The organism is Massilia sp. IC2-477, assembly GCF_020707265.1.
In the GTDB taxonomy this organism is placed as follows: Bacteria; Pseudomonadota; Gammaproteobacteria; order Burkholderiales; family Burkholderiaceae_D; genus Telluria.
In genome coordinates this window covers 397,913-421,175 of the sequence record NZ_JAJFEQ010000004.1, presented here as the reverse complement: position 1 = coordinate 421,175, position 23,263 = coordinate 397,913, and the positions used below count along the sequence as shown (strand labels likewise).

24 protein-coding genes are annotated in these 23,263 nt (G+C 65.4%); 15 read left to right on the top strand and 9 right to left on the bottom strand.

Going from position 1 to position 23,263, the window contains the following annotated elements; genetic code table 11:
- Positions 1-135: 135 nt before the first annotated feature.
- A complete protein-coding gene (locus LK542_RS10725) occupies positions 136-1,842 on the bottom strand; it encodes a methyl-accepting chemotaxis protein (protein ID WP_227811891.1) in 1,707 nt (568 codons plus the stop codon).
- A gap of 280 nt (positions 1,843-2,122) precedes the next feature.
- Here LK542_RS10725 and LK542_RS10720 point away from each other — a divergent pair, with 280 nt between their 5' ends.
- A complete protein-coding gene (locus LK542_RS10720) occupies positions 2,123-3,460 on the top strand; it encodes an amidohydrolase (RefSeq protein WP_227799203.1) in 1,338 nt (445 codons plus the stop codon).
- Between the two features lie 73 nt (positions 3,461-3,533).
- Here the strand turns inward: LK542_RS10720 and LK542_RS10715 are convergent, their stop codons facing one another.
- The 3 genes from LK542_RS10715 to LK542_RS10705 form a co-directional block, all read right to left on the bottom strand.
- Positions 3,534-5,228 carry a methyl-accepting chemotaxis protein gene (locus LK542_RS10715; protein WP_227811890.1) on the bottom strand — a complete coding sequence of 565 codons (1,695 nt, stop codon included), beginning with the start codon at positions 5,226-5,228 and terminating at the stop codon, positions 3,534-3,536.
- Positions 5,229-5,354: 126 nt separating this feature from the next.
- On the bottom strand, positions 5,355-6,401 hold the full coding sequence (locus LK542_RS10710; RefSeq protein WP_227811889.1) for a M48 family metallopeptidase: 1,047 nt from the start codon (positions 6,399-6,401) through the stop codon (positions 5,355-5,357).
- 12 nt (positions 6,402-6,413) lie between these two features.
- A complete protein-coding gene (locus LK542_RS10705; protein WP_227811888.1) occupies positions 6,414-7,550 on the bottom strand; it encodes a YjgN family protein in 1,137 nt (378 codons plus the stop codon).
- 198 nt (positions 7,551-7,748) lie between these two features.
- Here LK542_RS10705 and LK542_RS10700 point away from each other — a divergent pair, with 198 nt between their 5' ends.
- The 5 genes from LK542_RS10700 (at position 7,749) to LK542_RS10680 (ending at position 12,361) form a co-directional block, all read left to right on the top strand.
- Positions 7,749-9,428: a CTP synthase gene (locus tag LK542_RS10700; protein WP_227811887.1), complete on the top strand. Its 1,680-nt coding sequence runs from the start codon at positions 7,749-7,751 to the stop codon at positions 9,426-9,428.
- A complete protein-coding gene (gene kdsA, locus LK542_RS10695; protein WP_227811886.1) occupies positions 9,425-10,279 on the top strand; it encodes a 3-deoxy-8-phosphooctulonate synthase in 855 nt (284 codons plus the stop codon). The genes LK542_RS10700 and kdsA overlap by 4 nt, the downstream gene beginning before the upstream one ends.
- Before the next feature lie 127 nt (positions 10,280-10,406).
- The gene (eno, locus tag LK542_RS10690; RefSeq protein WP_227799197.1) at positions 10,407-11,693 is read left to right on the top strand and encodes a phosphopyruvate hydratase; all 1,287 of its coding nucleotides are present in this window, start codon (positions 10,407-10,409) and stop codon (positions 11,691-11,693) included.
- Positions 11,694-11,742: 49 nt separating this feature from the next.
- Positions 11,743-12,084, top strand: a complete 342-nt coding sequence (gene ftsB / locus LK542_RS10685; RefSeq protein ID WP_227799196.1) for a cell division protein FtsB — start codon at positions 11,743-11,745, stop codon at positions 12,082-12,084.
- Between the two features lie 16 nt (positions 12,085-12,100).
- The gene (locus LK542_RS10680; RefSeq protein WP_227811885.1) at positions 12,101-12,361 is read left to right on the top strand and encodes a hypothetical protein; all 261 of its coding nucleotides are present in this window, start codon (positions 12,101-12,103) and stop codon (positions 12,359-12,361) included.
- 284 nt (positions 12,362-12,645) lie between these two features.
- Here the strand turns inward: LK542_RS10680 and LK542_RS10675 are convergent, their stop codons facing one another.
- The 5 genes from LK542_RS10675 to LK542_RS10655 all read right to left on the bottom strand — a co-directional run bounded on the left by LK542_RS10675 (position 12,646) and on the right by LK542_RS10655 (position 16,053).
- Positions 12,646-13,152: a Dps family protein gene (locus LK542_RS10675; protein WP_227799194.1), complete on the bottom strand. Its 507-nt coding sequence runs from the start codon at positions 13,150-13,152 to the stop codon at positions 12,646-12,648.
- 164 nt (positions 13,153-13,316) lie between these two features.
- Positions 13,317-13,931 carry a DVUA0089 family protein gene (locus LK542_RS10670; protein ID WP_227811884.1) on the bottom strand — a complete coding sequence of 205 codons (615 nt, stop codon included), beginning with the start codon at positions 13,929-13,931 and terminating at the stop codon, positions 13,317-13,319.
- Between the two features lie 178 nt (positions 13,932-14,109).
- Positions 14,110-14,538, bottom strand: a complete 429-nt coding sequence (locus LK542_RS10665; RefSeq protein WP_227811883.1) for a thioesterase family protein — start codon at positions 14,536-14,538, stop codon at positions 14,110-14,112.
- Between the two features lie 33 nt (positions 14,539-14,571).
- Positions 14,572-15,525: an Hsp33 family molecular chaperone HslO gene (hslO, locus tag LK542_RS10660; protein WP_227799191.1), complete on the bottom strand. Its 954-nt coding sequence runs from the start codon at positions 15,523-15,525 to the stop codon at positions 14,572-14,574.
- A 3-nt stretch (positions 15,526-15,528) separates the two neighbouring features.
- On the bottom strand, positions 15,529-16,053 hold the full coding sequence (locus LK542_RS10655; protein WP_159702913.1) for a gamma carbonic anhydrase family protein: 525 nt from the start codon (positions 16,051-16,053) through the stop codon (positions 15,529-15,531).
- A 145-nt stretch (positions 16,054-16,198) separates the two neighbouring features.
- Between LK542_RS10655 and LK542_RS10650 the strand changes: the two genes are divergently transcribed.
- The 9 genes from LK542_RS10650 to dapA all read left to right on the top strand — a co-directional run bounded on the left by LK542_RS10650 (position 16,199) and on the right by dapA (position 23,243).
- Complete coding sequence (locus LK542_RS10650) at positions 16,199-17,095, top strand: alpha/beta fold hydrolase (protein WP_227811882.1); 897 nt, start codon at positions 16,199-16,201, stop codon at positions 17,093-17,095.
- Between the two features lie 110 nt (positions 17,096-17,205).
- On the top strand, positions 17,206-17,877 hold the full coding sequence (locus tag LK542_RS10645; RefSeq protein ID WP_227811881.1) for a hypothetical protein: 672 nt from the start codon (positions 17,206-17,208) through the stop codon (positions 17,875-17,877).
- Positions 17,878-17,884: 7 nt separating this feature from the next.
- The gene (locus LK542_RS10640; protein ID WP_373889510.1) at positions 17,885-18,433 is read left to right on the top strand and encodes a FlgO family outer membrane protein; all 549 of its coding nucleotides are present in this window, start codon (positions 17,885-17,887) and stop codon (positions 18,431-18,433) included.
- 84 nt (positions 18,434-18,517) lie between these two features.
- Positions 18,518-19,348 (top strand): 3',5'-nucleoside bisphosphate phosphatase, encoded by an 831-nt coding sequence (locus tag LK542_RS10635; RefSeq protein WP_227811880.1) that lies wholly within the window; start codon positions 18,518-18,520, stop codon positions 19,346-19,348.
- A 118-nt stretch (positions 19,349-19,466) separates the two neighbouring features.
- Positions 19,467-20,342 (top strand): protease HtpX, encoded by an 876-nt coding sequence (gene htpX / locus LK542_RS10630; protein ID WP_227811879.1) that lies wholly within the window; start codon positions 19,467-19,469, stop codon positions 20,340-20,342.
- Positions 20,343-20,360: 18 nt separating this feature from the next.
- Positions 20,361-20,984, top strand: coding sequence for an L-threonylcarbamoyladenylate synthase (locus tag LK542_RS10625; RefSeq protein ID WP_227811878.1), 624 nt, complete (start codon positions 20,361-20,363; stop codon positions 20,982-20,984).
- 78 nt (positions 20,985-21,062) lie between these two features.
- Positions 21,063-21,722, top strand: a complete 660-nt coding sequence (locus tag LK542_RS10620) for a site-2 protease family protein (RefSeq protein ID WP_227799184.1) — start codon at positions 21,063-21,065, stop codon at positions 21,720-21,722.
- Positions 21,723-21,737: 15 nt separating this feature from the next.
- Entirely contained in the window at positions 21,738-22,304 is a 567-nt protein-coding gene (locus tag LK542_RS10615; RefSeq protein WP_227811969.1) for a bifunctional 2-polyprenyl-6-hydroxyphenol methylase/3-demethylubiquinol 3-O-methyltransferase UbiG, read from the top strand.
- A 57-nt stretch (positions 22,305-22,361) separates the two neighbouring features.
- Positions 22,362-23,243, top strand: coding sequence for a 4-hydroxy-tetrahydrodipicolinate synthase (dapA, locus tag LK542_RS10610; RefSeq protein WP_227811877.1), 882 nt, complete (start codon positions 22,362-22,364; stop codon positions 23,241-23,243).
- Positions 23,244-23,263 lie beyond the last annotated feature (20 nt).

Here is a 23,263-nt window from a genome sequence, read left to right as displayed (position 1 = left end):
TGCCGCAGTGCCGCTAGTGCGTCAAGGAAACACAGGGTGAGTGTCGCGCGAAATCGTCAAATTCTAAGCACTGACCAGCGAAAAGCAAAACGCCCGGCGCGCAGGCCGGGCGTTTCGTCATTTTATGCGCAGCGCTTAGAACGCTTCCCACTCTTCAGCCTTGTCACGGGCAGCCGCGCGCGAGTTCGCCGGCGCCGCTTTGGAGACCGGCTTCGCGGCTTTGGCCGGCAGCGCCAGCGTACGCGCCTTGGCTGCTGCCGGGGCGGCGGCAGGCGTTACGGCAGGAGCGGCACCGGCGCCGAGCTTGAACACGCCAACCACCTGGGCCAGGCGGGCCGCCTGGTCCTGCATCGAGGCGGCGGCTGCGGCCGATTCCTCGACCAGCGCGGCGTTCTGCTGGGTCACCTGGTCCATCTGGCCGATGGCGCCGTTGACCTGCTCGATGCCGCCGGTCTGTTCCTGGCTGGCCGACGCGATCTCGGCCATGATGTCGGTCACGCGGCGGATCGAGGTCACCACCTGGTCCACGGTCTCGCCGGTCTGGTCGACCAGCCTGGTGCCCGCTTCGACCTTGTCGACCGAGTCGCCGATGAGTAGCTTGATTTCCTTGGCCGCCGCGGCCGAGCGCTGCGCCAGGGTACGCACTTCGGACGCCACGACCGCGAAGCCGCGGCCCTGTTCGCCGGCGCGCGCCGCTTCCACCGCCGCGTTCAGCGCCAGGATGTTGGTCTGGAAGGCGATGCCGTCGATGACACCGATGATGTCGACGATCTTCTTGGACGAGTCGTTGATCGAGCCCATGGTGGCGATGACCTGCTCGACCGCAGTGCCAGCCTGCAGCGCGACATCGGACGCCGTGATCGCCAGCTGGTTGGCCTGGCGCGCGTTGTCGGCGTTCTGGCGCACGGTGGTCGTCAGTTCTTCCATCGAGGCGGCGGTTTCTTCCAGTGCGCCGGCCTGCTGCTCGGTGCGGGCGGACAGGTCGAAGTTACCGGCCGAGATTTCCGCCGAGCCGGTAGCGATGGTGTCGGTGCCGCTGCGCACTTCGCTGACGATCTTTGCCAGGTTGTCGTTCATGTTGCGCAGGGCACGCAGCAGGGCGCCGGTCTCGTCTTTCGAATCGGCGTCGATGCGGTGGGTCAGGTCGCCCGCGGCCACGGTCTCGGCGGCCAGCACGGCGGCGCGGATCGGGCGCGTGATGCCGACCGTGAGCAGCCAGGAGAGGATGGCGCCGAGCAGCACGGCGCAGCCGGCCAGCACGGCGATGACGGTGCCGTCCTGGCTGGCGCTGGCGTCGATCGCCTTGGCGGTCTGGTCGATGCTGTTACGCTGCATGAGCACCAGCTCCTGCAGGAGGTCCTGGTACTTCTGCGCCGACGGCGTGAAGCCCTGATCGAGGATGCGCGCCGCTTCCTCGGCATTGCCGTCGGCCTTGGCCTTGATGGCGCCGTCGCGCGAAGAACTATAGGCCTTGCGCTGCTCGAGGATCTTGTCGAACAGCGTCTTTTCCGCACCTTCGACGATCAGCGGCTCGATCTGCTTGAGCAGTTCGGCGGCCTTCTTGACCGAGGCCGCGGCGTCTTCCTTGAAGTAGGGGCCGAGCGCAGGGTCGGTGCTCTTGACGATCGCTGCGGTGCGGCGGATCGAGGCGAAGTTCAGGCTGTACCAGTCGGTGATCAGGCGTTCCTTGGTAAGGGGAGCCGCCATCATGTTGCGGGTCGAGGCCGCAACTTCGTTCAGGCGCGAAATGCCGGCGATGGCAATGAGGAGTGTCATCGCCAGGATCACGGCAAAGCCGAGACCGAGGCGGCGCCCAATCCGGATATTCGAAATGAAACCCATTGTTGCTTCCTTGGTGTGGGGGAGGTGAGACGTGAGGCGCCAGCGCCGAATGGGCTGGCGAAGTCACAAACAAGGCAGGGATTTTACGGGTAAGCGCATACCCAAGGGAAATAAAAAATGCAGTTGAAAAATTTTTACGACACTTTTTCTACGTAGTTTTCACTATACCAATTGTTAAATATTGCCGCACGGAAATCGACCTGTTATGGTTGCGCCCTTCGGTAAATGACCTTAAAGTCAGTCCGATCCGCTTCCCGTTTCCCCGCTTTTCAAGATAATCATGAAACATTCTTCCCGTCTCCTCCCGCTGTTGAAACCGCTGCTGCTGGCCGGCGTATTCGCCGCCGGCAGCACCCAGGCCGCCCCCCTGCCGCCTGAATTCACCGCCCAGCTCGACAAGATGTTCCCGTCGGTCGAAGCCCTGTACCAGGACCTGCACCGCAATCCGGAGCTGGCCTTCAATGAACACCAGACCGCGAAGAAGCTCGCCGAACGCGTCAAGGCGCTCGGCTTCGATGTCACGACCGGCGTCGGCGGGACCGGTGTGGTGGCGATCCTGAAGAACGGCCCCGGCCCGACCGTGATGCTGCGTACCGAAATGGATGCGCTGCCGGTCCAGGAAAAGACCGGCCTGCCGTTCGCCAGCACTGCCCTAGGGAAGAACGCGGCCGGCGAGACCGTCCCGACCATGCACGCCTGCGGCCATGACGTCCACATGTCGGCCTGGTACGCCACCGCCAAGCTGATGGCGGACAACCGCAAGGCCTGGAGCGGCACCCTGATGCTGGTCGGCCAGCCGGCCGAGGAGCCGCTGACCGGCGCCGCGGCCATGCTGAAGGATGGCCTGTTCACCCGCTTCCCGAAGCCCGACTACGCGCTGTCGATGCACGACGAAGGCACGCTGCCGGCCGGCCACGTGGGCTACCGCGCGGGCCCGTTCCGCGCTTCGGCCGACACCATCACCATCACCATCTTCGGCCAGGGCGGCCACGGCGCCACCCCGCACGAGACCCGCGACCCGGTCGTGATGTCGGCGCGCGTCGTGATGGCGCTGCAGACCCTGGTCTCGCGCGAGAACAACCCGGCCGACCCGGTCGTGATCACCGTCGGCAGCATCAATGGCGGCACCCAGGCCAACGTGGTGCCGGACCAGGTCAAGCTGATGCTGACGGTGCGTACCTTCCGTCCGGAAGTACGCAAGCGCGTACTGGCCAGCATCGCCCGTGAAGTGAAGGGCGAGGCGATCGCCGCCGGCGCACCGAAAGAACCGACCATCGATATCAAGCCGGGCGCCGACTCGGTCTACAACGATCCGGAACTGACCGCACGCGCGGTCGCCGCGATCAAGGGCGCCATCGGCGAACAGAATGTGAGCGAGATGCCGGCCAAGATGACCTCGGAAGACTTCGCCAACTACGGCCAGGCCGGCGTCAAGGCCATCCTGCTGCACGTTGGCGCCGTCGAACCGGGCAAGCTGGCGGCCGCACGCCAGGCCGGCAAGTACCCGCCGGGCACCCATTCGCCGCAGTGGCAGCCGGACTTCAAGCCGACCGTGCGTTCCTTCATCGCCTCGGAAACCGCGGTGCTGCTCGACCTGATGAAGCCGGGCGCGAAGTAATCCAGCTCCAGTAATGAGAAAGGCCGGGTCCTGTGCAAACAGGCCCGGCCTTTTTTACCGTCTGGTCAAACGATCAGAAGGTTTCCCATTCTTCCGTTTCGACAGGCTTGGCGCGTGCTGCCGGCTTGGCGCCGGCCATGCGCGGTTCCTTGCGCGCTGCTGCTTTCGGCGCGACCGTCAGCGCACGTGCAGCTCGCGCGGCCGCCGGCGCCGCCATCTGCGCATCCAGTTTGAACACGCCGACCAGTCCGGCCAGGCGCTGCGCCTGTTCCTGCAGCGCGCCCGCGGCGGCGGCCGATTCCTCCACCAGCGCGGCGTTCTGCTGGGTCGATTCGTCCATCTGGCCGATGGCGCCGTTGACCTGCTCGATGCCGTGGATCTGTTCCTGGCTGGCCGACGCGATCTCGGCCATGATGTCGGTGACGCGCTGGATCGAGGTGACCACCTGTTCCATGGTTTCGCCGGTCCGGTCGACCAGCCTGGTGCCCGCTTCGACCTTCTCGACCGAGTCGCCGATGAGAAGCTTGATTTCCTTGGCTGCCGCCGCCGAGCGCTGCGCCAGGGTGCGCACTTCCGAGGCGACCACGGCGAAGCCGCGACCCTGTTCGCCGGCGCGCGCCGCTTCCACCGCCGCGTTCAGCGCCAGGATGTTGGTCTGGAAGGCGATGCCGTCGATGACGCCGATGATGTCCACGATCTTGCGCGAGGATTCGTTGATCGAGCCCATGGTGGTGACCACCTGGCCCACCACGCTGCCGGCATCGACCGCCACATTGGAGGCAGTGATCGCCAGCTGGTTGGCCTGGCGCGCGTTGTCTGCGTTCTGGCGCACGGTGCCGGTGAGATGGTCCATCGCGGCGGCGGTTTCCTCGAGCGAGGCGGCCTGCTGTTCGGTGCGGCTCGACAGATCAAGGCTGCCGGCGCTGATCTCGCCGGAGGCGGTGCCGATGGTGTCGGTGCCGCTGCGGACTTCGCTGACGATCTTCGCCAGGCTGGCGTTCATGTGGCCGAGGGCGCGCAGCAGGGCGCCGGTTTCGTCGCGGCTGTCGGCGTCGATGCGCTGGGTCAGGTCGCCCGCGGCCACGGTCTCGGCGACCTGCACCGCGGTGCGGATCGGACGCGTGATGCCGCGCGTGAGCAGCCAGGACGATAGCACCCCGAGCAGCACGGCGAACACCGTCATGCCGCCGATGACCATCTGGCCGCGCCTGGCGATGCCGTCGATGTCCGCGGCGGTGGCGGCGATGTTGGTGCGCTGCATGGCAACCAGTTCCCGTACCGATTCCTGGTAGGCCTTGGCGGCCGGGGTGAAGGCCTCGTCGAGGATCTTGTCCGCCAGTTCGGGATTGCCTTCGGCCTTGGCCTTGACGGCATTGTCGCGCGCCGTGCTGTACTGCTTGCGCTGGTCCTGGATGCGCTGGAACAGGGCGATTTCCTTGTCGCCGACGAGGAGCGGCTCGATCTGCTTGATGAGATCCGAGGACAGCTTGGCGGTGGCCGCCGAGTCTTCCTTGAAGTAGGCCGTCAATGAAGGATCGCTGCTCTTGACGATGGCAGCGGTGCGGCGCACGGCGGCAAAGATCTGGGTGTACCACTCGGCGATCAGGCGTTCCTTGGCCAGCGGGGCGGCGAGGGTGGCCTGGGCGGCCGTATCGACCTGGTGCAGGCGCCACATGCCGGTGCCGGCGATCAGGAGCGACATGGCGATGGTCAGGGCGAAACCGGCGGCGAGACGCAGGCCGATGCTGAGGTTGTTGAAAGTGCGCATAGGTCGGATGGGCTGGCGAGCCTTGCCCGGCCCGCCCTGTTCACTATTAAAAGTAACAATTATTGCCCAACCGAAATGTAAACGCAGCATAATGCTGCTTCTGTATAGACAATTTACAACATTTGTCTATCGCTCATCTCCGGCCTCCGACTCGCGCAGGCGCCGGCCGCGGGCGTAGCCGTCCGGATGGGTGGCGGCATAGGACATCGCCTGGCGGAAGAATTTCGGTATTTTCTCTCTGCGCTCGTCGAGGTAGTCGAACAGGTCCGCCAGTGGTCCGGTCGGGATGCCACGGGCCTGCAGGGTACGCGCCGCATAGTCGTCGGCCGCCAGTTCCATGGCGCGCGAGTACTCCATGTTGGTCAGCACCGCCGGCAGGCCCGCGGCCACCGCGCTGAAGTCGCCGAACAGGGTGGCCGACAGCGCTGCCGTCAGTGACGAACGCGTGATCGCGCGCACGCTGTGGCGCTCTTCGATGTGGCCGACTTCGTGCGCCAGCACGCCGGCCAGTACCGCCGCCGCTTTAGCGTCGAGGTCGTTGTTCTTGCCCATCGCGAGGCGCACCATCTCGTCGGTGAGCACGATGGTGCCATCGGGGAAGGCCAGGGCATTCGCCCCCAGCCGGGGCGCATCGGCCACGCGCAGGCGCAGCGGGATGCGCGGCGCGGCCGGCTGCACCCGCTGCAGGATGGCCCCGATGGCCGCGATCCGGTCCTCGCTCAGGCGTGACGGCTGCAACAGGCCCTGGCGCTCGAGCAGTGACAGGGCGTTCCGGCCCAGGGCCTGGTCGGCCTGGGGCGGGACCTGGGTCGAGAGGCGCTCGGCGGCGGCCGGGATGCCCCAGTGCCAGGCCGACAGGATCAGGGCCACCAGCAGGGCCAGCGCCACCAGCACGGCGGCGGTGTGCTCCTGCCAGCGCACCACCCAGCTCTTGCGGTAGCCCAGCGCCGCGGCCAGTACCGGACGCATGGCCGGGTCGTGCAGCTCGGCGTGGGTGCCGTCCGCGAAATACAGCACGGTCGGTGCGTGCTCGAAGGGTTCGGCCAGGCGTGTGCCGGCCAGGGAATAGCTGCGCGTGGTCTCGCCGCGCAGGTGGATGGCGCCGTCGCCGGTGGACAGGTTGACCACATGCAGGCGTGCGCTGCGGCCGTCGAAATAGTGTGCAGTGCTCATGAGTGGTTTTCCTTACCAGCTGAGGTCGATGCCGAAACCGTCGGCGATGCTGTCGCCGGCGGCGCCGCCCCGCGTCGCCACGTGCGCGGCCGTGGCTTCGATGTCGCCGTCGACCTCGATCGCCAGGTGCGCCAGGCGGAAGCGGTACACGCTGACCACGGCAAAGGGACGGTACAGGCCCAGGGTCAGGATGGTGAGCAGCGCGTTCTTCGTCTGCAGCTTCATGAAGGCACGCGCCGGCAGGGTCGAATGGATGCGCAGGCCCGGGAAGCTCGTATTCGACCAGGCCAGGTTGGACACGCGCACCACCATGTAGGGCCCGATGAAGAGGTAGGCCAGATACACCATCAGCAGGCCGACGAACACGCCGATCGCCACCGCCACGCCGGCCTTGCTGCCGGCGGCGGCGCCGACGACGCCGGCCAGCACGCCGGCGCCGATCATCGCCGCCAGGCTCAGGCCGCCCGCCACCAGGTAGAAGCGGTAGAAGCGGCGCGACTTGACCGTGTAGTCCGAATGCTGGTCGCCGAACAGCAGGTGGGCATGCTGGAAGCGCCGGATGCGCGCGTGCATCAGTGGCCACAGCAGGTAAAGCGGCACCGGCAGCGCCGCCAGGTAGGGCTTTTCCGGGTACAGGGCCAGCAGCACGCCCGGCATCAGGAAGGTGAAGGCGGGCGGCAGCCAGGCCAGGTAGGCAGCCGGGACCGAGCCGTCGAAGCCCAGGCGCAGGCCGCGGTAGCTGGTGTTCCCGAGGCGGAAGCGCAGCGCGCCGCGCATCAGCCAGGGGAAGGCGAGCAGCAGGCCGATGATCACGACCATGCCGAAGGTGCTCGAGAAGCCGAAGGCGTAGTGGTAGGCCACCAGCAGCACCACCGACAGCAGGCGCCCGACCAGCACCGCGCGCGGGTTGCCGTGGAAGTCGAAACTGGCGCCGGCCAGCAGCGTGTTGCGGTCAAAATACTGCAGACGGCGCACCTTTGCCCAGGCCGAATAGATACCGAAAGTCGCCAGTGTGAGCAGCAGGTTGACGACCCAGATGCGGAAGTATTCGCGGCCGTCGCCGGTAAAGGCCAGCGTCAGGCGCCGCGGCTGGGCGGCGGCAGGTGCGTCGAAACCGGGCTCGGCGCGCGGGTCGGTAAGTAGGTGCATGGTGGCCAGGCAAAAAGCCCAGTATAGGTGGCCACCCGGCAGGTCGGTCAATTGATGGGGCATATTCTTGCGCGGCATCGCGCGCGTTCGCGGCGATGCGGGCTTTTTGCGGATCTTGGCAGGGTGACCAGAAGTATTTGCGCCGATTAAGGTATAATTTCAATTTCCCGCGCGTGCCATTCGGCACCTTCAGTACAAATGACCAAATTCGTATTCGTCACTGGCGGCGTCGTGTCTTCCCTGGGCAAAGGGATCGCGGCCGCCTCCCTCGCCGCGATCCTCGAATCGCGCGGCCTCAAAGTCACCATGCTCAAGCTCGACCCGTACATCAACGTGGACCCGGGCACGATGAGCCCTACCCAGCACGGCGAAGTGTTCGTCACCGATGACGGCGCCGAGACCGACCTGGACCTGGGCCACTACGAGCGCTTCATCAGCACCCGCATGAAGAAGGTGAACAACTTCACCACCGGCCAGATCTACGAATCCGTGATTCGTAAAGAGCGCCGCGGCGAGTACCTCGGCAAGACCGTGCAGGTGATCCCGCACATCACCAACGAGATCCAGGACTACATCCGCCGCGGCGCCGAAGGTGTGGACGTGGCGCTGGTCGAGATCGGCGGTACCGTCGGCGACATCGAGTCGCTGCCCTTCCTGGAAGCCGCGCGCCAGCTGTCGCTGCGTTCGGGCCGCAAGGGCGCCGCCTTCGTGCACCTGACCCTGGTTCCGTATATCGCATCGGCCGGCGAACTGAAGACCAAGCCGACCCAGCACTCGGTGCAGAAGCTGCGCGAGATCGGCATCTCGCCGAACGCGCTGCTGTGCCGCGCCGACCGCCGCATCCCGGACGACGAGCGCGCCAAGATCTCGCTGTTCGCCAACGTGGAAGAGCAGGCCGTGATCTCGGTGTGGGACGTGGACACCATCTACAAGGTGCCGCAGGTGCTGTGCGACCAGGGCCTGGACGACATCATCCTGGAAGCGCTCGGCATCGACGCGCCCAAGGCCGACCTGTCGATGTGGACCAAGCTGATCCACACCCTGGAAAACCCGAAGCACGAAATCACCATCGGCATGGTGGGCAAGTACGTCGACCTGATCGAATCGTACAAGTCGCTGACCGAGGCGTTGCGCCACGCCGGCATCCATACCGAGAGCCGCGTCAACATCGAATACCTCGACTCGGAAGAGATCGAAAGCCGCGGCTGCGAGCACCTGGCCAAGTACGACGCCATCCTGGTGCCGGGCGGCTTCGGCAAGCGCGGCGTGGAAGGCAAGATTCAAGCCGCCCGCTACGCCCGCGAGAATGGCATCCCCTACCTCGGCATCTGCCTCGGCATGCAGGTCGCGCTGATCGAGTACGCGCGCCACGTGGCCGGCCTGCCGAACGCGAACTCGACCGAGTTCGATCCGGAAACCGACCAGCCGGTGGTGGCACTCATCACCGAATGGCAGAACCATGACGGCAAGGTCGAGAAGCGCGACGTCAACTCGGACCTGGGCGGCACCATGCGCCTGGGCGCCCAGACCTGCGCCGTGAACCCCGGCACGCTGGCCGCCGACATCTACGGCAACGTCGTGACCGAGCGCCACCGCCACCGCTACGAGGGCAACAACTACTACCTGCCGAAGATCGAAGCGGCCGGACTGGTGGTGTCGGCGCGTACCCCGAACGAAGACCTGCTGGAGATCATGGAACTGCCGCGCGAGGTCCACCCGTTCTACATCGGCGTGCAGTTCCACCCGGAGTTCAAGTCGACTCCGCGTAACGGCCACCCGCTGTTCACGGCGTTCATCCAGGCCGCCCTGAAGCACCAGGCAGCCAACACCAACGTGGCGGCGAACAGCTCGTCGGCACTGCAAGGAGATGCAGCATGAAACTCGCCGGATTCGATGTCGGCCTCGACAAACCGATTTTCCTGATCGCAGGTACCTGCGTGATCGAATCGCGCCAGATGGCGCTCGACACCGCGGGCACGCTCAAGGAAATCACCAGCGCGCTGGGCATTCCCTTCATCTACAAGTCGTCCTTCGACAAGGCCAACCGCTCGTCGGGCAAATCCTTCCGCGGCCCGGGCCGCGAGAAGGGCCTGGAGATCCTGGCCGACGTGCGCAAGCAACTCGGCGTGCCCGTGCTCACCGACGTGCACGACGAAGAGATGATCCCGGAAGTGGCGAGCGTGGTCGACGTGCTGCAGACCCCTGCCTTCCTGTGCCGCCAGACCGACTTCATCAACGCCTGCGCGCGTTCGGGCAAGCCGGTCAACATCAAGAAGGGCCAGTTCCTGGCGCCGGGCGACATGAAGAACGTGATCGACAAGGCGCGCGCGGCCGCACGCGAAGCGGGCCTGCCGGAAGATAACTTCATGGCCTGCGAGCGCGGCGCCGCGTTCGGCTACAACAACCTGGTGTCGGACATGCGTTCGCTCGCCATCATGCGCGAATCGAACTGCCCGGTGGTGTTCGACGCGACCCACTCGGTGCAGCTGCCGGGCGGCCAGGGCACCTCGTCCGGCGGCCAGCGCGAGCACGTGCCGGTGCTGTCGCGTGCGGCGGTTGCCGCCGGTGTCTCCGGCCTGTTCATGGAGACCCACCCGGACCCGGCCAACGCGCTGTCGGACGGCCCGAACGCCGTGCCGCTGGGCCGCATGAAGGAACTGCTCACGACCCTGGTCGAGATCGACCGCATCGTCAAGAAGACCGGCTTCCTGGAAGCCAGCTTCAAGTAAGACTGCATCACGAGAATGCGCGCATGCGCCCGGCGGCCGGGTGTGTGCGCGCATTTGTTACAATGCCAATCGTTTTGGGCTAGCCTGCTAGCCGCACCAGATTCTTACCTTCCGGAGACTGAAAAACATGAGTGCTATCGTTGATATCATCGGCCGCGAAATCATTGATTCGCGCGGCAATCCGACCGTGGAATGCGACGTCCTGCTGGAATCGGGCGTGATGGGCCGCGCCGCCGTCCCGTCGGGCGCCTCGACCGGTTCGCGCGAAGCCATCGAGCTGCGCGACGGCGACCCCAAGCGTTACTTCGGCAAGGGCGTGCTGCAGGCCTGCGAGAATATCAACACCGAGATCTCCGAAGCGATCATGGGCCTGGACGCCAATGAGCAAGCCTTCCTGGACCGCACCCTGATCGATCTCGACGGCACCGAAAACAAGAGCCGCCTGGGCGCCAACGCGATGCTGGCCGTCTCGATGGCCGTCGCCAAGGCCGCGGCCGAGGAAGCCGGCCTGCCGCTGTACCGCTACTTCGGCGGTTCGGGCGCCATGCAGTTGCCGGTCCCGATGATGAACGTCATCAACGGCGGCGCGCACGCCGACAACAACCTGGACATCCAGGAATTCATGATCATCCCCGTAGGCGCACCGTCGTTCAAGGAAGCGATCCGCTGGGGCGCCGAGGTGTTCCACACCCTGAAGAAGATCCTGCATTCGAAGGGCCTGAACACCGCGGTCGGCGACGAAGGCGGCTTCGCCCCGTCGGTGGCCAACCATGAAGAAGCGATCAAGCTGATCATGCAGGCGATCGAGCAGGCGGGCTACGTGGCCGGCCAGGACTTCGCACTGGGCCTGGATTGCGCGGCCAGCGAATTCTACAAGGACGGCAAGTACGTCCTGGAAGGCGAGGGCGGCATCCAGCTGAGCGCGCAGGACTTCACCAACATGCTCGCCACCTGGGTCGACAAATACCCGATCATCTCGATCGAGGATGCGATGGCCGAAGGCGACTGGGAAGGCTGGGCGACGCTCACCGCCGCGCTGGGCAAGAAGGTGCAGCTGGTCGGCGACGACCTGTTCGTCACCAACACCAAGATCCTCAAAGAGGGCATCCAGAAGGGCATCGCCAACTCGATCCTCATCAAGATCAACCAGATCGGCACCCTGACCGAGACCTTCGCCGCCATCGAGATGGCCAAGCGCGCCGGCTACACCGCTGTGATCTCGCACCGCTCGGGCGAAACCGAAGACTCGACCATCGCCGACATCGCGGTGGGCCTGAACGCCCTGCAGATCAAGACCGGCTCGATGTCGCGTTCGGACCGCATGGCCAAGTACAACCAGCTGCTGCGCATCGAGGAAGACCTGGGCGACGTCGCCAGCTACCCGGGCCGCGACGCGTTCTACAACCTGAAGTAAGTCCGATGCCGGGCAGCCCTTGTGGGTTGTCCGGCTCGTTTGTACGTCCATGCGACTCATTACCATTGCACTCGCCGTCCTGCTGCTGCTGATCCAGTACCCCTTGTGGTTGGGGAAGGGCGGCTGGCTCGACGTCGCCGACATGCGCTACCAGGTCGAGCAGACCCGCCGCAAGACCGAGATGCTGGAAGCCCGCAACGGCAAGCTCGAATCGGAAGTGCGCGACCTGCGCGACGGTTTCGGGGCGGTCGAAGAGCGCGCCAGGTATGAGCTGGGCATGATCAAGCAGAATGAAATCTTCGTGCAGGTGCTGCGCAAGGATGAACAGCCGGCGGAATCGATGACCGTGCCGCCGCCACCGCCACCACCGAAGGACAAGACGAAGCACTGATCTTCGTCGGCAGTATATGACCCAAGAAAAATCCCTGGATTCGCTCGACGCGATCGCCGATTGCCTGGCCGATGCTTTCGAGGACGGCGAGGGCGCCGCGATCACGGCGGCGATGCGCGCCGTGGCGCAGGCCCCCGCCCTGGGCGAGCTGGCGGCGGCCGTCGGCATGCCGCGCGAGGAACTGCAGGCCGCATTGATGGCCGACGAATTCAACCTCGATCTCACGCTCGAGATCATGAAGGTGGTCGACCTGCACATGTCGGGCGGCCGCGGTTGAAACGGGCCCCGCTTCAACGAAAAACGCGCCCTCCGGCGAATGCCGATCACTTAGAAACCGCGGCTCATCCGTAGGGTGAGCGGGGGAATATAGTCCAGTGGACTATATTCCGCCCACGCGGTCAAATCACAGTACTGCAGCCCGTGCGGCTGTCCATATCACAACTATCACCGCGTGGGGTGAATCGTGCCAGTGGCACGATTCACAAGCCGCCCACCCTACAATTCTTCCCTGGAAACGAAAAACGCGCCTTTCGGCGCGTTTTTTGTTGGCGTATGCCGCGATCAGTCCGACGAAGCGTCGCCCTGTTGCGCGCCGGCACCTTGCTCCAGGAAGGAGCGCAGCATCCAGGCGTTCTTCTCGTGCACTTCCATGCGGGTGGTCAGCATGTCGGCGGTCGGGAAGTCGTCCAGCTCGTCGGCTACCTTGACGCTCGCACGCAGGGTGCGGATCAGGACTTCGTTGCCCTCCACCAGTTGGCGGATCATTTCCTTGGACGACAGCACTTCGGGTTCTTCCTTGATGCTCGACAGTTCGGCATAGCGGCGCGACGTCGCCGGTGCGAAGTGGCCCAGGGCGCGGATGCGCTCGGCGATCTCGTCCAGGGCATTCCACTGTTCGGTGTACTGTTCCTCGAACAGCACGTGCAGGGTCGAGAACATCGGCCCGGTGACGTTCCAGTGGAAATTGTGGGTCTTCAGGTACAGCATGTAGGCGTCCGCAAGGACGGTCGACAGCGATTCGACGATCTTGGCACGGTCTTCGGTGCCGATTCCGGTATCCATGTGCATCGTGTTTCTCCTCAGGTCAACGGTGAGTGTTTGTATGGAATGACAACACTGTCAAAGAGGCATCAGCTTAGCACCCTTGGAGAAAATACGTATTTTGAGTGTCCCGGTTCGTTTCTGGTGCAGGAGGCGACGGGACCCTGTGGATCCCGTCATGAGGCGCAGGCTTATGCGCGGGTGGCGCGCTTGCGGCGTGCCGCCGCGACACCGGCGAGTCCGGCGCCCAGCAGCAGCAGGGACGCCGGTTCCGGCACCTCGGAGACGGACACGCCATCTAGCGCCACGTTCGACAGCGTTCCGCCGCTGGCGGTCATGGTCAGGCGCCAGGCGCCGAAGTTCTCGTTCCCGATGAAGGCATCGTAAGGGCGGTTGGCTTCGAAGCCGCGCAGGGCTTCGTGCGCGAAGTAGGTGCCCTGGCCGATCGTGACCATGTAGGTACCGGCCTGTGCGAAGGTCCAGCGGATGGCGGCATCGAAGTGATGGACCGAGCCGTCAGCCGTGGCGCCCGGCGCATCGTCGTTGATGGTCAGCGTCCTTCCGGCAGCGTCGAACAGCATCATGTAGCTGTCGAAACCGGTGATGTGTCTGTCGCCGTTCAGGTCAACGCCAGTCGATTCGCGTACCAGGGAATCGAAGAAGACCTGGGTGCCGGCACTCACGGTGAACGTGATCCGCGCGATGTTCAGGTCGTCCGCGACGCCATCCTTGTCACCATCGAAGTTGGCGATCGTACCGTTGAGTACAGTCGCTCCGGCGACCGACGAGGCGGCGATGCCGGCCATCAAGCATAAACCTGCTACAACCTTGCGCATTAGGAACCTTTCCTTACGTTAAATTCCAGTCATGTAGCACAATCCATGCCAGACTGTAAAATGTTAAACGAATCAATGACTTACTTAAAAGTCATTAACCGTAGGAATCATGTTGTAAGGAATCCCGACAGGATCGGGCAAGACCTGTTCAGGCGGGCATGAGGCGCTCGAGTACGGCGCGGGCCCTGGCGGGGATCGGCGTTGGCCGATCGGTCGCGCGGTCGACGTAGACATGGACGAAGTGCCCGGCCGCGGAGGGCAGGGGATCGTCGTTGCGATACAGCGCAATCTCGTAGCGCACGCTGGAGTTGCCTAGTTTTGCCACCCGTACGCCGGCGTGCACCGTGTCCGGGAAAGAGATCGAGCTGAAGTAGGAACAGCCGGTTTCCACCACCAGGCCGCCGATGCCGTCCTGGTGGATATCCAGGACTTTCTCGTCGATCAGGTAGCGGTTCACCGCCGTGTCGAAGAAGCTGTAATAGTTGACGTTGTTGACGTGCCCGTAGCTGTCATTGTCCATCCAGCGTGTGGGGATCGCCAGGAAATGGGGGAATGCGCTACGGGGCGTGTCCTTCATCGTCCAACAGTCCTTGCTTGACTCAGTTGATGCTCAGTTGATGGAACCGCTCGGCGGCATCATGGTTTCGACCGGGGTATCGCTGGCGAACAGCTGGGCGCAGTCGACCTTGTCGAAGGCGTAGTGCTTGCCGCAGAAGTCGCAGTTGATCCCCAGCTCGCCCAGGTCGGCCAGGGCCGAGTCGACTTCTTCCTGGCCCAGCATCTTGAGCATGTTGCCGACCTTCTCGCGCGTGCAGCTGCAGTGGAACTGCGGATGCTGCGGGTCGAATACGCGAATCGTCTCTTCCCAGAACAGGCGCTTGAGCAGGGTTTCGATGCCGGTGCTCAGGAGTTCGTCGCGCTTGAGGGTCTGGCCCAGCATGACGGCGCGGTTCCAGGTCTCCAGGTCTTCCGCTTCCGACGCCTGCTTCTGCTGGTCGTCCTTGCCGCTGTGGCGCGGGAGCTTTTGCAGCAGCATGCCGCGCGAGACCTGGTCGTCGGCCGCCAGCCACAGTCGTGTGTCCATCTGCTCGGAGCGCAGCATGTAGTTCTCGATGACGGTCGCCATGTCCTCGCCGATCAGCGGCACCACGCCCTGGTAGGGCTGCTGGCCCGGCACCTTGTCGACCGGGTCGAGGGTGATCACGAAGCGGCCCTTGCCGTGGGCATTGAACATCTGCTCCAGGGTCGCGTTCTCGCCGATCTCGGCGTCCGGCGCCAGCTTCGCGGTGGCGCGGATGCGCAGGTTGGCGTCGCACTCGACCACCAGCAGGCGCACCGGGCCGTCGCCGAAGATCTGCATCACGATGGCGCCGTTGAACTTCAGGTTGGCCGAGAGCAGGGCGCTGGCCGCCACCATCTCGCCGAGCGCCGTGCGCACCGCCTTCGGGTAGGCGTGGCGGGCCTGGATCTCGCGCCAGGTGTCGGAAATCTCGATCAGCTCGCCGCGGACGGCAGCGTTATCGAAGATGAATTTTTGCAGGGTATCGCGGTTTTCAGTGGTCATTCTTTATCCGATTTTCTTGAGCTGCGCCTTGAACATCTGGCCGCGCGCCACATAGCTCGCGGCGCTGGCCTGCAGGCGCAGCAGGTCTTCTTCCGTCAGGGTGCGCACCACCTTGGCAGGGGAACCGAGGATCAGCGATCCGTCCGGGAACTCCTTGCCCTCGGTGACCAGGGCGCCGGCGCCCACCAGGCAGCCCTTGCCGATCCGGGCGCCATTCAGGATGACTGCCTGGATGCCGATCAGCGAGCCATCGCCGACCGTGCAGCCGTGCAGCATGGCCTGGTGGCCGACGGTCACGTTCTTGCCCAGCGTGAGCGGGAAGCCCATGTCGGTGTGCATGACCGTGCCTTCCTGCACATTGCTGTTCTCGCCGATGGTGATGCGTTCGTTGTCGCCGCGCAGCGTCGCGCCGTACCACACCGAGGCATTGGCCTCGAGCGTGACCTTGCCGATCAGGGTTGCCGAATCGGCCACGAAGCTTGACGCGTCGATCTCGGGGGCGTGCTCGCCCAGCTGGTAAATCGCCATGGATGTGCTCGTTGGAAGCGTGGGAATGCCGCTATTGTAATCCCTGCGCCTGCCATCGTCCGGTCGGTGGAAGATGGGGCTGGCGAGCGGAATATCAAGCGGGGCGCTATAATGCGAACGGTCGTACTTTTTTGGCATAAAATCCATGATCCCGTCCCGTTCCGAATTCCTCACCGTGCGCGGCCTGCGTACCCACGTGCGCCACTGGGGCCGCGAAGGCGCCCCGAAGATCTTCATGCAGCACGGCTGGATGGACGTCTCCGCTTCGTTCCAGTTCGTGGTCGACTGTCTCGCGGGGGATTGGCACGTGATCGCGTTCGACTGGCGCGGCTTCGGGCTGAGCGAACGCGCGCAGTCGGACACCTACTGGTTCCCCGACTACCTGGCCGACCTGGAAGCGGTGCTCGACCATTACGCACCGGATGAGAAAATCAATCTGCTCGGCCACAGCATGGGCGGCAACATCGTCAGCCTGTACGCGGGCATCCGGCCGCAGCGCATTGCCAAACTCATCAACCTGGAAGGCTTCGGCCTGCCGGCGACCCGGCCCTCGCAGGCGCCGGGCCGCTACGCCAAGTGGCTGGACGAGCTGAAGGCCAGGCCCGAGATGCGCGGCTACGCCAGCCTGGAAGAGGTCGCGGCGCGCCTGCAGAAGACCAACCCGCGTCTTGCCGCCGAGCGCGCGGCCTTCCTGGCCGGGCACTGGTCCGCCCTGGACGCCGACGGCCAGTGGCGCATCCTGGGCGACCCGGCGCACAAGATGACCGGGCCGCTGCTGTACCACGCGGACGAAGTGCTGGCCTGCTGGACCCAGATCACGGCGCCGGTGCTGTGGATCGAGGCCGAAGAAACCGAGATGTGGCGCTGGATGGGGCCGAAGGAGCAGGCCCGGGCGGAAATCGACCGCCGCCGCGAGCACCTGGCGAAGGTTACGGCGCGCATGATGCCGGGGGCGGGGCACATGCTGCATCACGATCAGCCGGAGTTGTTGGCAAGGATGATCGAAGCCTTCCTGACCGGAGAGGACGTGCCGGCGTTGTAAGCAGCCCTCACCAAACCCAACGCGAATTGCCGCAGAGAAACGCCTGTGCTACAGTCCCATCCCGAACCCCGCGCCATCCGGCGCCATCGAGACAGACTGACAGGACACACATGCGATTTCGAGCCGGCCTCGCGCTCTGCGGCGCCATCCTGACGGCAGGCTGCGCCGTTCCCTACAGCCCGGCCCCGGTAGCCACCAATTTCCCCAGCACCCAGCAGGCCAAGCTGCAGGCAGCCGCCCACTGGGGTGTGATCGCGCGCCACATGGCGAGCCAGCTCGGCCCATCGCTGAAGGTGAATGCGCGCCGCCCGCTGTACGTGACGTCGCAGCAGTCGAGCGCGTTCGCCCAGGGCGTCAGCGCCCACCTGGTGACGGCGCTGGTGTATGACGGCTACATCGTGGTCAAGGTGCCGGACGCGAACACGCTGCGCATCGAACTCGACACCCAGGTGGTAGCGTTCTCGCCCAAGCGCCCGCAGTACAAGTTCGCCGGCGAGCGCACCGCGCTGGTGGCCGGCGCCTGGGTGCTGACCGGCATCGACCACAGCATCGAGTGGCTGGCCACGGCAGCGATCGCCGGCCAGGACGCCTATGCCTGGTTCCGCTCGCAGTTCGCCACCGGCGACACACCGCAGACCGAGATCATCGTCAACCTGTCGCTGGCCGACGATGCGCGCTACTACGCGCGCAGTACCGCGGTGTACTACACCACGGACAGCGACCGCGCCCTGTACGACGCCGCCTTCCAGCCATCCAAGACCTTCGCGGTCCGCAACCACTGAAGCCATGATGCGTTCCACGATCCTTCGCGCCGCCGTCCTGGCCCTGCCGCTGCTGCTGGGCGCCTGCTCGAGCCAGCCGCAGGAAGACACCAATTACACCTCGGTCTCGGCCAACGCCTTCGTTGCCGCCAACTACCGCGCCGCCGATGCGCTGGCGCTGCAGCTGCGCGGCAAGCTGGGCGACGAGAAGCCCCTGATCATGGCGACCATCGTCAACATCGACGCCCTTGAGCAGACCTCGATGCTGGGCCGCCTCGTGTCCGAGCAACTGTCGACCCGCCTGGCGCAGGGCGGCATGAAGATGCTGGAAATGAAGCTTCGCAACAGCGTCTACCTCAAGCGGAACCAGGGCGAACTGATGCTCACCCGCGAGATCGGCGACGTCGCCCACAGCCACAACGCCCAGGCCGTCGTCGTTGGTTCCTACGCCGAAACCCGCGAAGCCGTGTTCGTGAACATCAAGGTCATCCAGCCGACCACCAACCTGGTGCTCGCCGGCCACGACTACGTGCTGGCCAAAGAGGGCACGGTGCGCTCGATGCTGCAGTCCAACTGAGGGCAAAGAGCTTATTCCCGGCAGCACGGCAGGCCGATTGGCGCGTACAATGTGCCGCTCCAGAGCCATTGTCTTTGCCGTGACATGAAAGTCGATCTTCACTGCCATTCCAACGTCTCCGACGGCGTGCTCGCTCCCGAGGCCGTCGCGGCCTATGCCCGCCAGAGCGGGGTCGACGTCTGGGCGCTGACCGACCACGACGAAATCGGCGGCATCAAGGCCGCACGCAAGGCGGCGGGCGAGCTCGGCATGCGTTTCGTGGCCGGGGTCGAGATCTCGGTCACCTGGGCGAACGAGACCGTGCACATCGTCGGCCTGCAGGTCGACGAGGACAACCGGGACTTGATCGAGGGCCTGGCCGCCACCCGCAACGGGCGCCAGGCACGTGCCAAGGAAATCGCGGCCCAGCTGGCCGATGCCGGCATTCCAGGGGCCTACGAAGGCGCGCTGCGCTACGTCGGCAACCCGGACCTGATCTCGCGCACCCACTTCGCCCGCTACCTGGTGGAGATCAGCGCCTGCGGCTCGACCTCGGAAGTCTTCCGTAAATACCTGACCGAAGGCAAGCCGGGCTATGTGCCGCACCGCTGGGCGACCCTGGCCCAGGCGGTCGGCTGGATCAAGGGCGCCGGCGGCATTCCGGTCATCGCCCATCCGGGACGTTACCCCTTCAGCGACACGGCCGAAGGCGCGCTGTTCGACGAGTTCCGCCAGCTGGGCGGCAATACCATCGAAGTCGTCACCGGCAGCCATACGCCGGACCAGTACCAGACTTATGCCGAGCTGGCGCGGCGCTACGGCTTCCTGGCCTCGCGCGGGACCGACTTCCACGCGCCGGGCGAGTCGCGCGTCGAGTTCGCCGAGCTGCCGCCGCTGCCGGCCGGCCTGACGCCGGTCTGGCACGACTGGTTCTAGGTAGGGTGGGCGGCGACCGTTGACCGCGTGGGCGGAATCCGCCCACCCTACTTGAAAATCCTGCTGAACAGCCCAATCTTGGCAGCCTGACATCTTCAAGCTGCCAGGAGGCCCGTCCATGAAACGCATCGTTCTGTTCCTCGCCACCAACCTCGCCGTCGTGCTGGTGGTGTCGCTCGTGCTCAACCTGCTCGGGGTGGGCCGCGCCGTGACGGGGCAGGGGATCAACGTCGGCGCACTCGCCGTGTTCTCGCTGGTGGTCGGCTTCACCGGTTCGATCATCTCGCTCCTGATGAGCAAACCGATGGCCAAGTGGTCGACCGGCGCGCGCGTCATCGAACGTCCCGCCAACGGCACCGAACAATGGCTGGTCGATACCGTGCGCCGCCTCAGCGAGCGCGCCGGCATCGGCATGCCGGAAGTCGCGGTCTACGAGGGCGAGCCGAACGCCTTCGCCACCGGCGCCTTCAAGAATTCGGCCCTGGTGGCGGTGTCCACGGGGCTGCTGGCCAACATGAACCAGGACGAGGTCGAGGCCGTGCTCGGCCACGAAGTGGCGCACATCGCGAACGGCGACATGATCACGCTGACCCTGATCCAGGGCGTGGTGAACACCTTTGTCGTGTTCCTGGCGCGCGTGGTCGGCTTCTTTGTCGATAAGCTGATCTTCCGCAGCGAGGACCGCGGTCCCGGCATCGGCTACATGGTGACCGTGTTCGTGTGCGAAATCGTGTTCGGCATCCTGGCCTCGATCATCGTGGCCTGGTTCTCGCGCAAGCGCGAATTCCGCGCCGACGCCGGCTCCGCCAAGCTGATCGGCTCTTCGGTGCCGATGCAGCATGCGCTGGCCCGCCTCGGCGGCCTGGCGCCCGGCGCGCTGCCCTCGTCGATGGCCGCGTCCGGCATCTCGGGCAGCGGCGGCGGCTGGGGCGCCCTGTTCTCGACCCACCCGCCGATGGAGCAGCGCATCGCCGCGCTGCAGGCGCTTCGCTAACAAGAAGAAAGACCACCGATGGCCCAACATTTCCAGATCCACCCCGAGAACCCGCAGCCGCGCCTCGTGAAGCAGGCTGCGCAGATCATCAGCTCGGGCGGGATCGTCGCCGCGCCCACCGACTCGGCCTATGCGCTGGTGTGCCGGCTCGACGACAAGAACGCGGTCGAGAAGCTGCGCCGCATCCGCGGCGTCGACGACAAGCACCACCTGACGCTGCTGGTGCGCGACCTGTCCGAGATCGCGCACTTCGCGCGCGTCGACAACACCCAGTACCGCCTGCTCAAGGCGACCATGCCGGGGCCCTACACCGTCATCCTGGAAGCGACGCGCGAAGTCCCGCGCCGCCTGTCGCACCCGTCGCGCAAGACCATCGGCGTGCGCGTCCCCGAGAACCAGATCCTCCTGGCGCTGCTCGAAGAACTGGGCGAGCCGCTGATCGGCACCACGCTGCAGCTGCCGGGCGACGACCACATGCTGTCCGATCCGGACGAAGTGATCGAGCGCCTCGGCAAGCAGATCGAGCTGGTGATCGACGGCGGCGCCGGCACCCTGGAAGCGACCACCGTCATCGACCTGACCGGCCCGGCGCCGGAACTGGTGCGCGAGGGCAGGGGCGACCCCGCCGCATTCGGCCTGTAAACCGTCCATTCACGAACCCGGCGGGGGCCTTCAGCATCCCCTAATGGCCGGGCTCCCCGCCTCTGATAGAATCCTGTCATGGATGAAATGATTCGGGCCGTTACGGTCTATGCACTACCCCTGATCTTCGCAATCACCTTGCACGAAGCCGCCCACGCCTTCGCAGCCAAGCGATACGGCGATGCCACCGCCTTTGTCGCGGGCCGCATGACGCTGGATCCGTTCAAGCACATCGACCCCTTCGGCACCGTCGCCATGCCGCTGCTGCTGTATTTCGGCACCCAGGGCGCGTTCACTTTCGGCTATGCCAAGCCGGTGCCGGTGGACTTCGGCGCGCTGCGCAATCCGCGCCTGCACTCGGCCCTGGTGGCGTTCGCGGGTCCGGCCGCCAATCTCGTGATGGGCTTCGGCTGGCTGGTGCTGGCGACCCTGGTGGCCAACTTCTCCGGCAACGACGGCTTCCTGCACGAGGTGGCGGTGGCCGGCGTCAAGGTCAACCTGCTGATGTTCGCCTTCAACCTGATTCCGATCCTGCCGCTCGACGGCGGGCGGATCCTGACCAGCGCGCTGCCGCGTCCGCTGGCCTACCGCTTCTCGCAGCTCGAGCGCTATGGCTTCATCATCGTGCTGGCATTGGTGTTCCTGCGCCTGCTCGATTGGTGGATCATTGGCCTGCAGAACATCGCGCTGCAGCTCTTGCTGGTGCTGTCGCTGCCCTTGCAGTTCCTGTTCGGCTGATCCGCCATGAACATGATGAACCTGCCGGTCTCGCCCTGGGTCGCGCGCTTTGCGCCTCTGGCGACAGCCGGCGAGGCGCTTGACCTGGCCTGCGGCAGTGGCCGCCACACGCGCTACCTGGCGGCGCGCGGCCTGCAGGTGACCGCGCTCGACCGCAATGCCGAGTTCTTGGCCGCGCTGGCCGGTCCGAAGGTCGCCACGCTGCAGCACGACCTGGAAGCCGAGGGTGCCGTCTGGCCCTTCGAAGCGGGGCGCTTCTCGCTGATCGTGGTCACCAATTACCTGCACCGCCCGCTGTTCGCGCAGCTGGCCGCCAGCCTGCGCCCGGACGGGATCCTGGTCTACGAGACCTTTGCGCAGGGGAACCAGATCTACGGTAAGCCATCGAATCCAAACTTCCTGCTGGCGCCTGGGGAATTGCTCGGCCTGGCACGCGAGGGCGGGCTGCAGGTGCTGGCCTATGAAGACGGCCATGTCGACCGCCCGCATCCGGCACAGGTACAGCGCCTGTGCGCGGCTGGCCCGGCCTTTGCCAAAACCGAGGCAAAGCTCGACCATAATGTGGTCGCGAATGAACCATAGTGGCGGGCGATCCGCTACAATCAGACTTTTATTTACTTTCCGGCACGGCCAACGCATATGATTAAGGGCAGCATCGTAGCAATCGTCACCCCGATGTTCGAGGACGGCAGTCTTGACCGCGATTCCTTGCGCAAGCTGATCGACTGGCACATCGCGGAAGGCACCGACGGCATCGTGATCGTCGGCACCACCGGCGAATCGGCCACTGTCTCCCCCGAGGAGCACGCCGAACTGATCAAGATCGCGGTGGAACACGCTCGCGGCCGCATCCCGGTGATCGCCGGCGCCGGCGGCAACTCGACCCTTGAAGCCATCGCCCTGACCACCCACGCCAAGCAGGTCGGCGCCGACGCCACGCTGCAGGTGGTCCCGTACTACAACCGCCCGACTCAGGAAGGCATGTACCGCCACTTCAAGGCGATCGCGGAAGCGGTCGACCTGCCGGTCATCCTGTACAACGTCCCGGGCCGTACCGTTGCCGACATGAGCAACGAGACCGTCGCGCGCCTGGCGCCGATCGACAACATCGTCGGCATCAAGGACGCCACCGGCAACATCGGCCGCGGCATCGAGCTGCTGCGCATGGTGGATAAATCCTTCGCGGTGTACTCGGGCGACGATCCGACCGCGATGGCCCTGATGTTCTGCGGCGCCGCCGGTAACATCTCGGTGACCGCCAACGTGGCCCCGCGCGCGATGCACGAACTGTGCGTGGCCGCGATGGCCGGCGAGGTGGCGCGCGCGGTCGAGATCAACAACCGCGTGCTCGACCTGCACGCCAAGCTGTTCGTCGAACCGAACCCGGTTCCGGTCAAGTGGGCCCTGGGCGAAATGGGCAAGATCCCGTTCGGCCTGCGCCTGCCGCTGGCGCCGCTCTCTTCTTCGTACCACGATACCGTGCGTGGCGCACTGGCCCAGGCGGGCCTTCTCACTGCCTGAACCCGCGGGTTCCGGTTTCC

Excerpts from the sequence above, each read along its gene's own strand:
- LK542_RS10725 (WP_227811891.1), bottom strand. The coding sequence starts at position 1,842 with ATGGGTTTCATTTCGAATATCCGGATTGGGCGCCGCCTCGGTCTCGGC.
- LK542_RS10720 (WP_227799203.1), top strand. The coding sequence starts at position 2,123 with ATGAAACATTCTTCCCGTCTCCTCCCGCTGTTGAAACCGCTGCTGCTG.
- LK542_RS10715 (WP_227811890.1), bottom strand. The coding sequence starts at position 5,228 with ATGCGCACTTTCAACAACCTCAGCATCGGCCTGCGTCTCGCCGCCGGT.
- LK542_RS10710 (WP_227811889.1), bottom strand. The coding sequence starts at position 6,401 with ATGAGCACTGCACACTATTTCGACGGCCGCAGCGCACGCCTGCATGTG.
- LK542_RS10705 (WP_227811888.1), bottom strand. The coding sequence starts at position 7,550 with ATGCACCTACTTACCGACCCGCGCGCCGAGCCCGGTTTCGACGCACCT.
- LK542_RS10700 (WP_227811887.1), top strand. The coding sequence starts at position 7,749 with ATGACCAAATTCGTATTCGTCACTGGCGGCGTCGTGTCTTCCCTGGGC.
- kdsA (WP_227811886.1), top strand. The coding sequence starts at position 9,425 with ATGAAACTCGCCGGATTCGATGTCGGCCTCGACAAACCGATTTTCCTG.
- eno (WP_227799197.1), top strand. The coding sequence starts at position 10,407 with ATGAGTGCTATCGTTGATATCATCGGCCGCGAAATCATTGATTCGCGC.
- ftsB (WP_227799196.1), top strand. The coding sequence starts at position 11,743 with ATGCGACTCATTACCATTGCACTCGCCGTCCTGCTGCTGCTGATCCAG.
- LK542_RS10680 (WP_227811885.1), top strand. The coding sequence starts at position 12,101 with ATGACCCAAGAAAAATCCCTGGATTCGCTCGACGCGATCGCCGATTGC.
- LK542_RS10675 (WP_227799194.1), bottom strand. The coding sequence starts at position 13,152 with ATGCACATGGATACCGGAATCGGCACCGAAGACCGTGCCAAGATCGTC.
- LK542_RS10670 (WP_227811884.1), bottom strand. The coding sequence starts at position 13,931 with ATGGCCGGCATCGCCGCCTCGTCGGTCGCCGGAGCGACTGTACTCAAC.
- LK542_RS10665 (WP_227811883.1), bottom strand. The coding sequence starts at position 14,538 with ATGAAGGACACGCCCCGTAGCGCATTCCCCCATTTCCTGGCGATCCCC.
- hslO (WP_227799191.1), bottom strand. The coding sequence starts at position 15,525 with ATGACCACTGAAAACCGCGATACCCTGCAAAAATTCATCTTCGATAAC.
- LK542_RS10655 (WP_159702913.1), bottom strand. The coding sequence starts at position 16,053 with ATGGCGATTTACCAGCTGGGCGAGCACGCCCCCGAGATCGACGCGTCA.
- LK542_RS10650 (WP_227811882.1), top strand. The coding sequence starts at position 16,199 with ATGATCCCGTCCCGTTCCGAATTCCTCACCGTGCGCGGCCTGCGTACC.
- LK542_RS10645 (WP_227811881.1), top strand. The coding sequence starts at position 17,206 with ATGCGATTTCGAGCCGGCCTCGCGCTCTGCGGCGCCATCCTGACGGCA.
- LK542_RS10640 (WP_373889510.1), top strand. The coding sequence starts at position 17,885 with ATGCGTTCCACGATCCTTCGCGCCGCCGTCCTGGCCCTGCCGCTGCTG.
- LK542_RS10635 (WP_227811880.1), top strand. The coding sequence starts at position 18,518 with ATGAAAGTCGATCTTCACTGCCATTCCAACGTCTCCGACGGCGTGCTC.
- htpX (WP_227811879.1), top strand. The coding sequence starts at position 19,467 with ATGAAACGCATCGTTCTGTTCCTCGCCACCAACCTCGCCGTCGTGCTG.
- LK542_RS10625 (WP_227811878.1), top strand. The coding sequence starts at position 20,361 with ATGGCCCAACATTTCCAGATCCACCCCGAGAACCCGCAGCCGCGCCTC.
- LK542_RS10620 (WP_227799184.1), top strand. The coding sequence starts at position 21,063 with ATGGATGAAATGATTCGGGCCGTTACGGTCTATGCACTACCCCTGATC.
- LK542_RS10615 (WP_227811969.1), top strand. The coding sequence starts at position 21,738 with ATGAACCTGCCGGTCTCGCCCTGGGTCGCGCGCTTTGCGCCTCTGGCG.
- dapA (WP_227811877.1), top strand. The coding sequence starts at position 22,362 with ATGATTAAGGGCAGCATCGTAGCAATCGTCACCCCGATGTTCGAGGAC.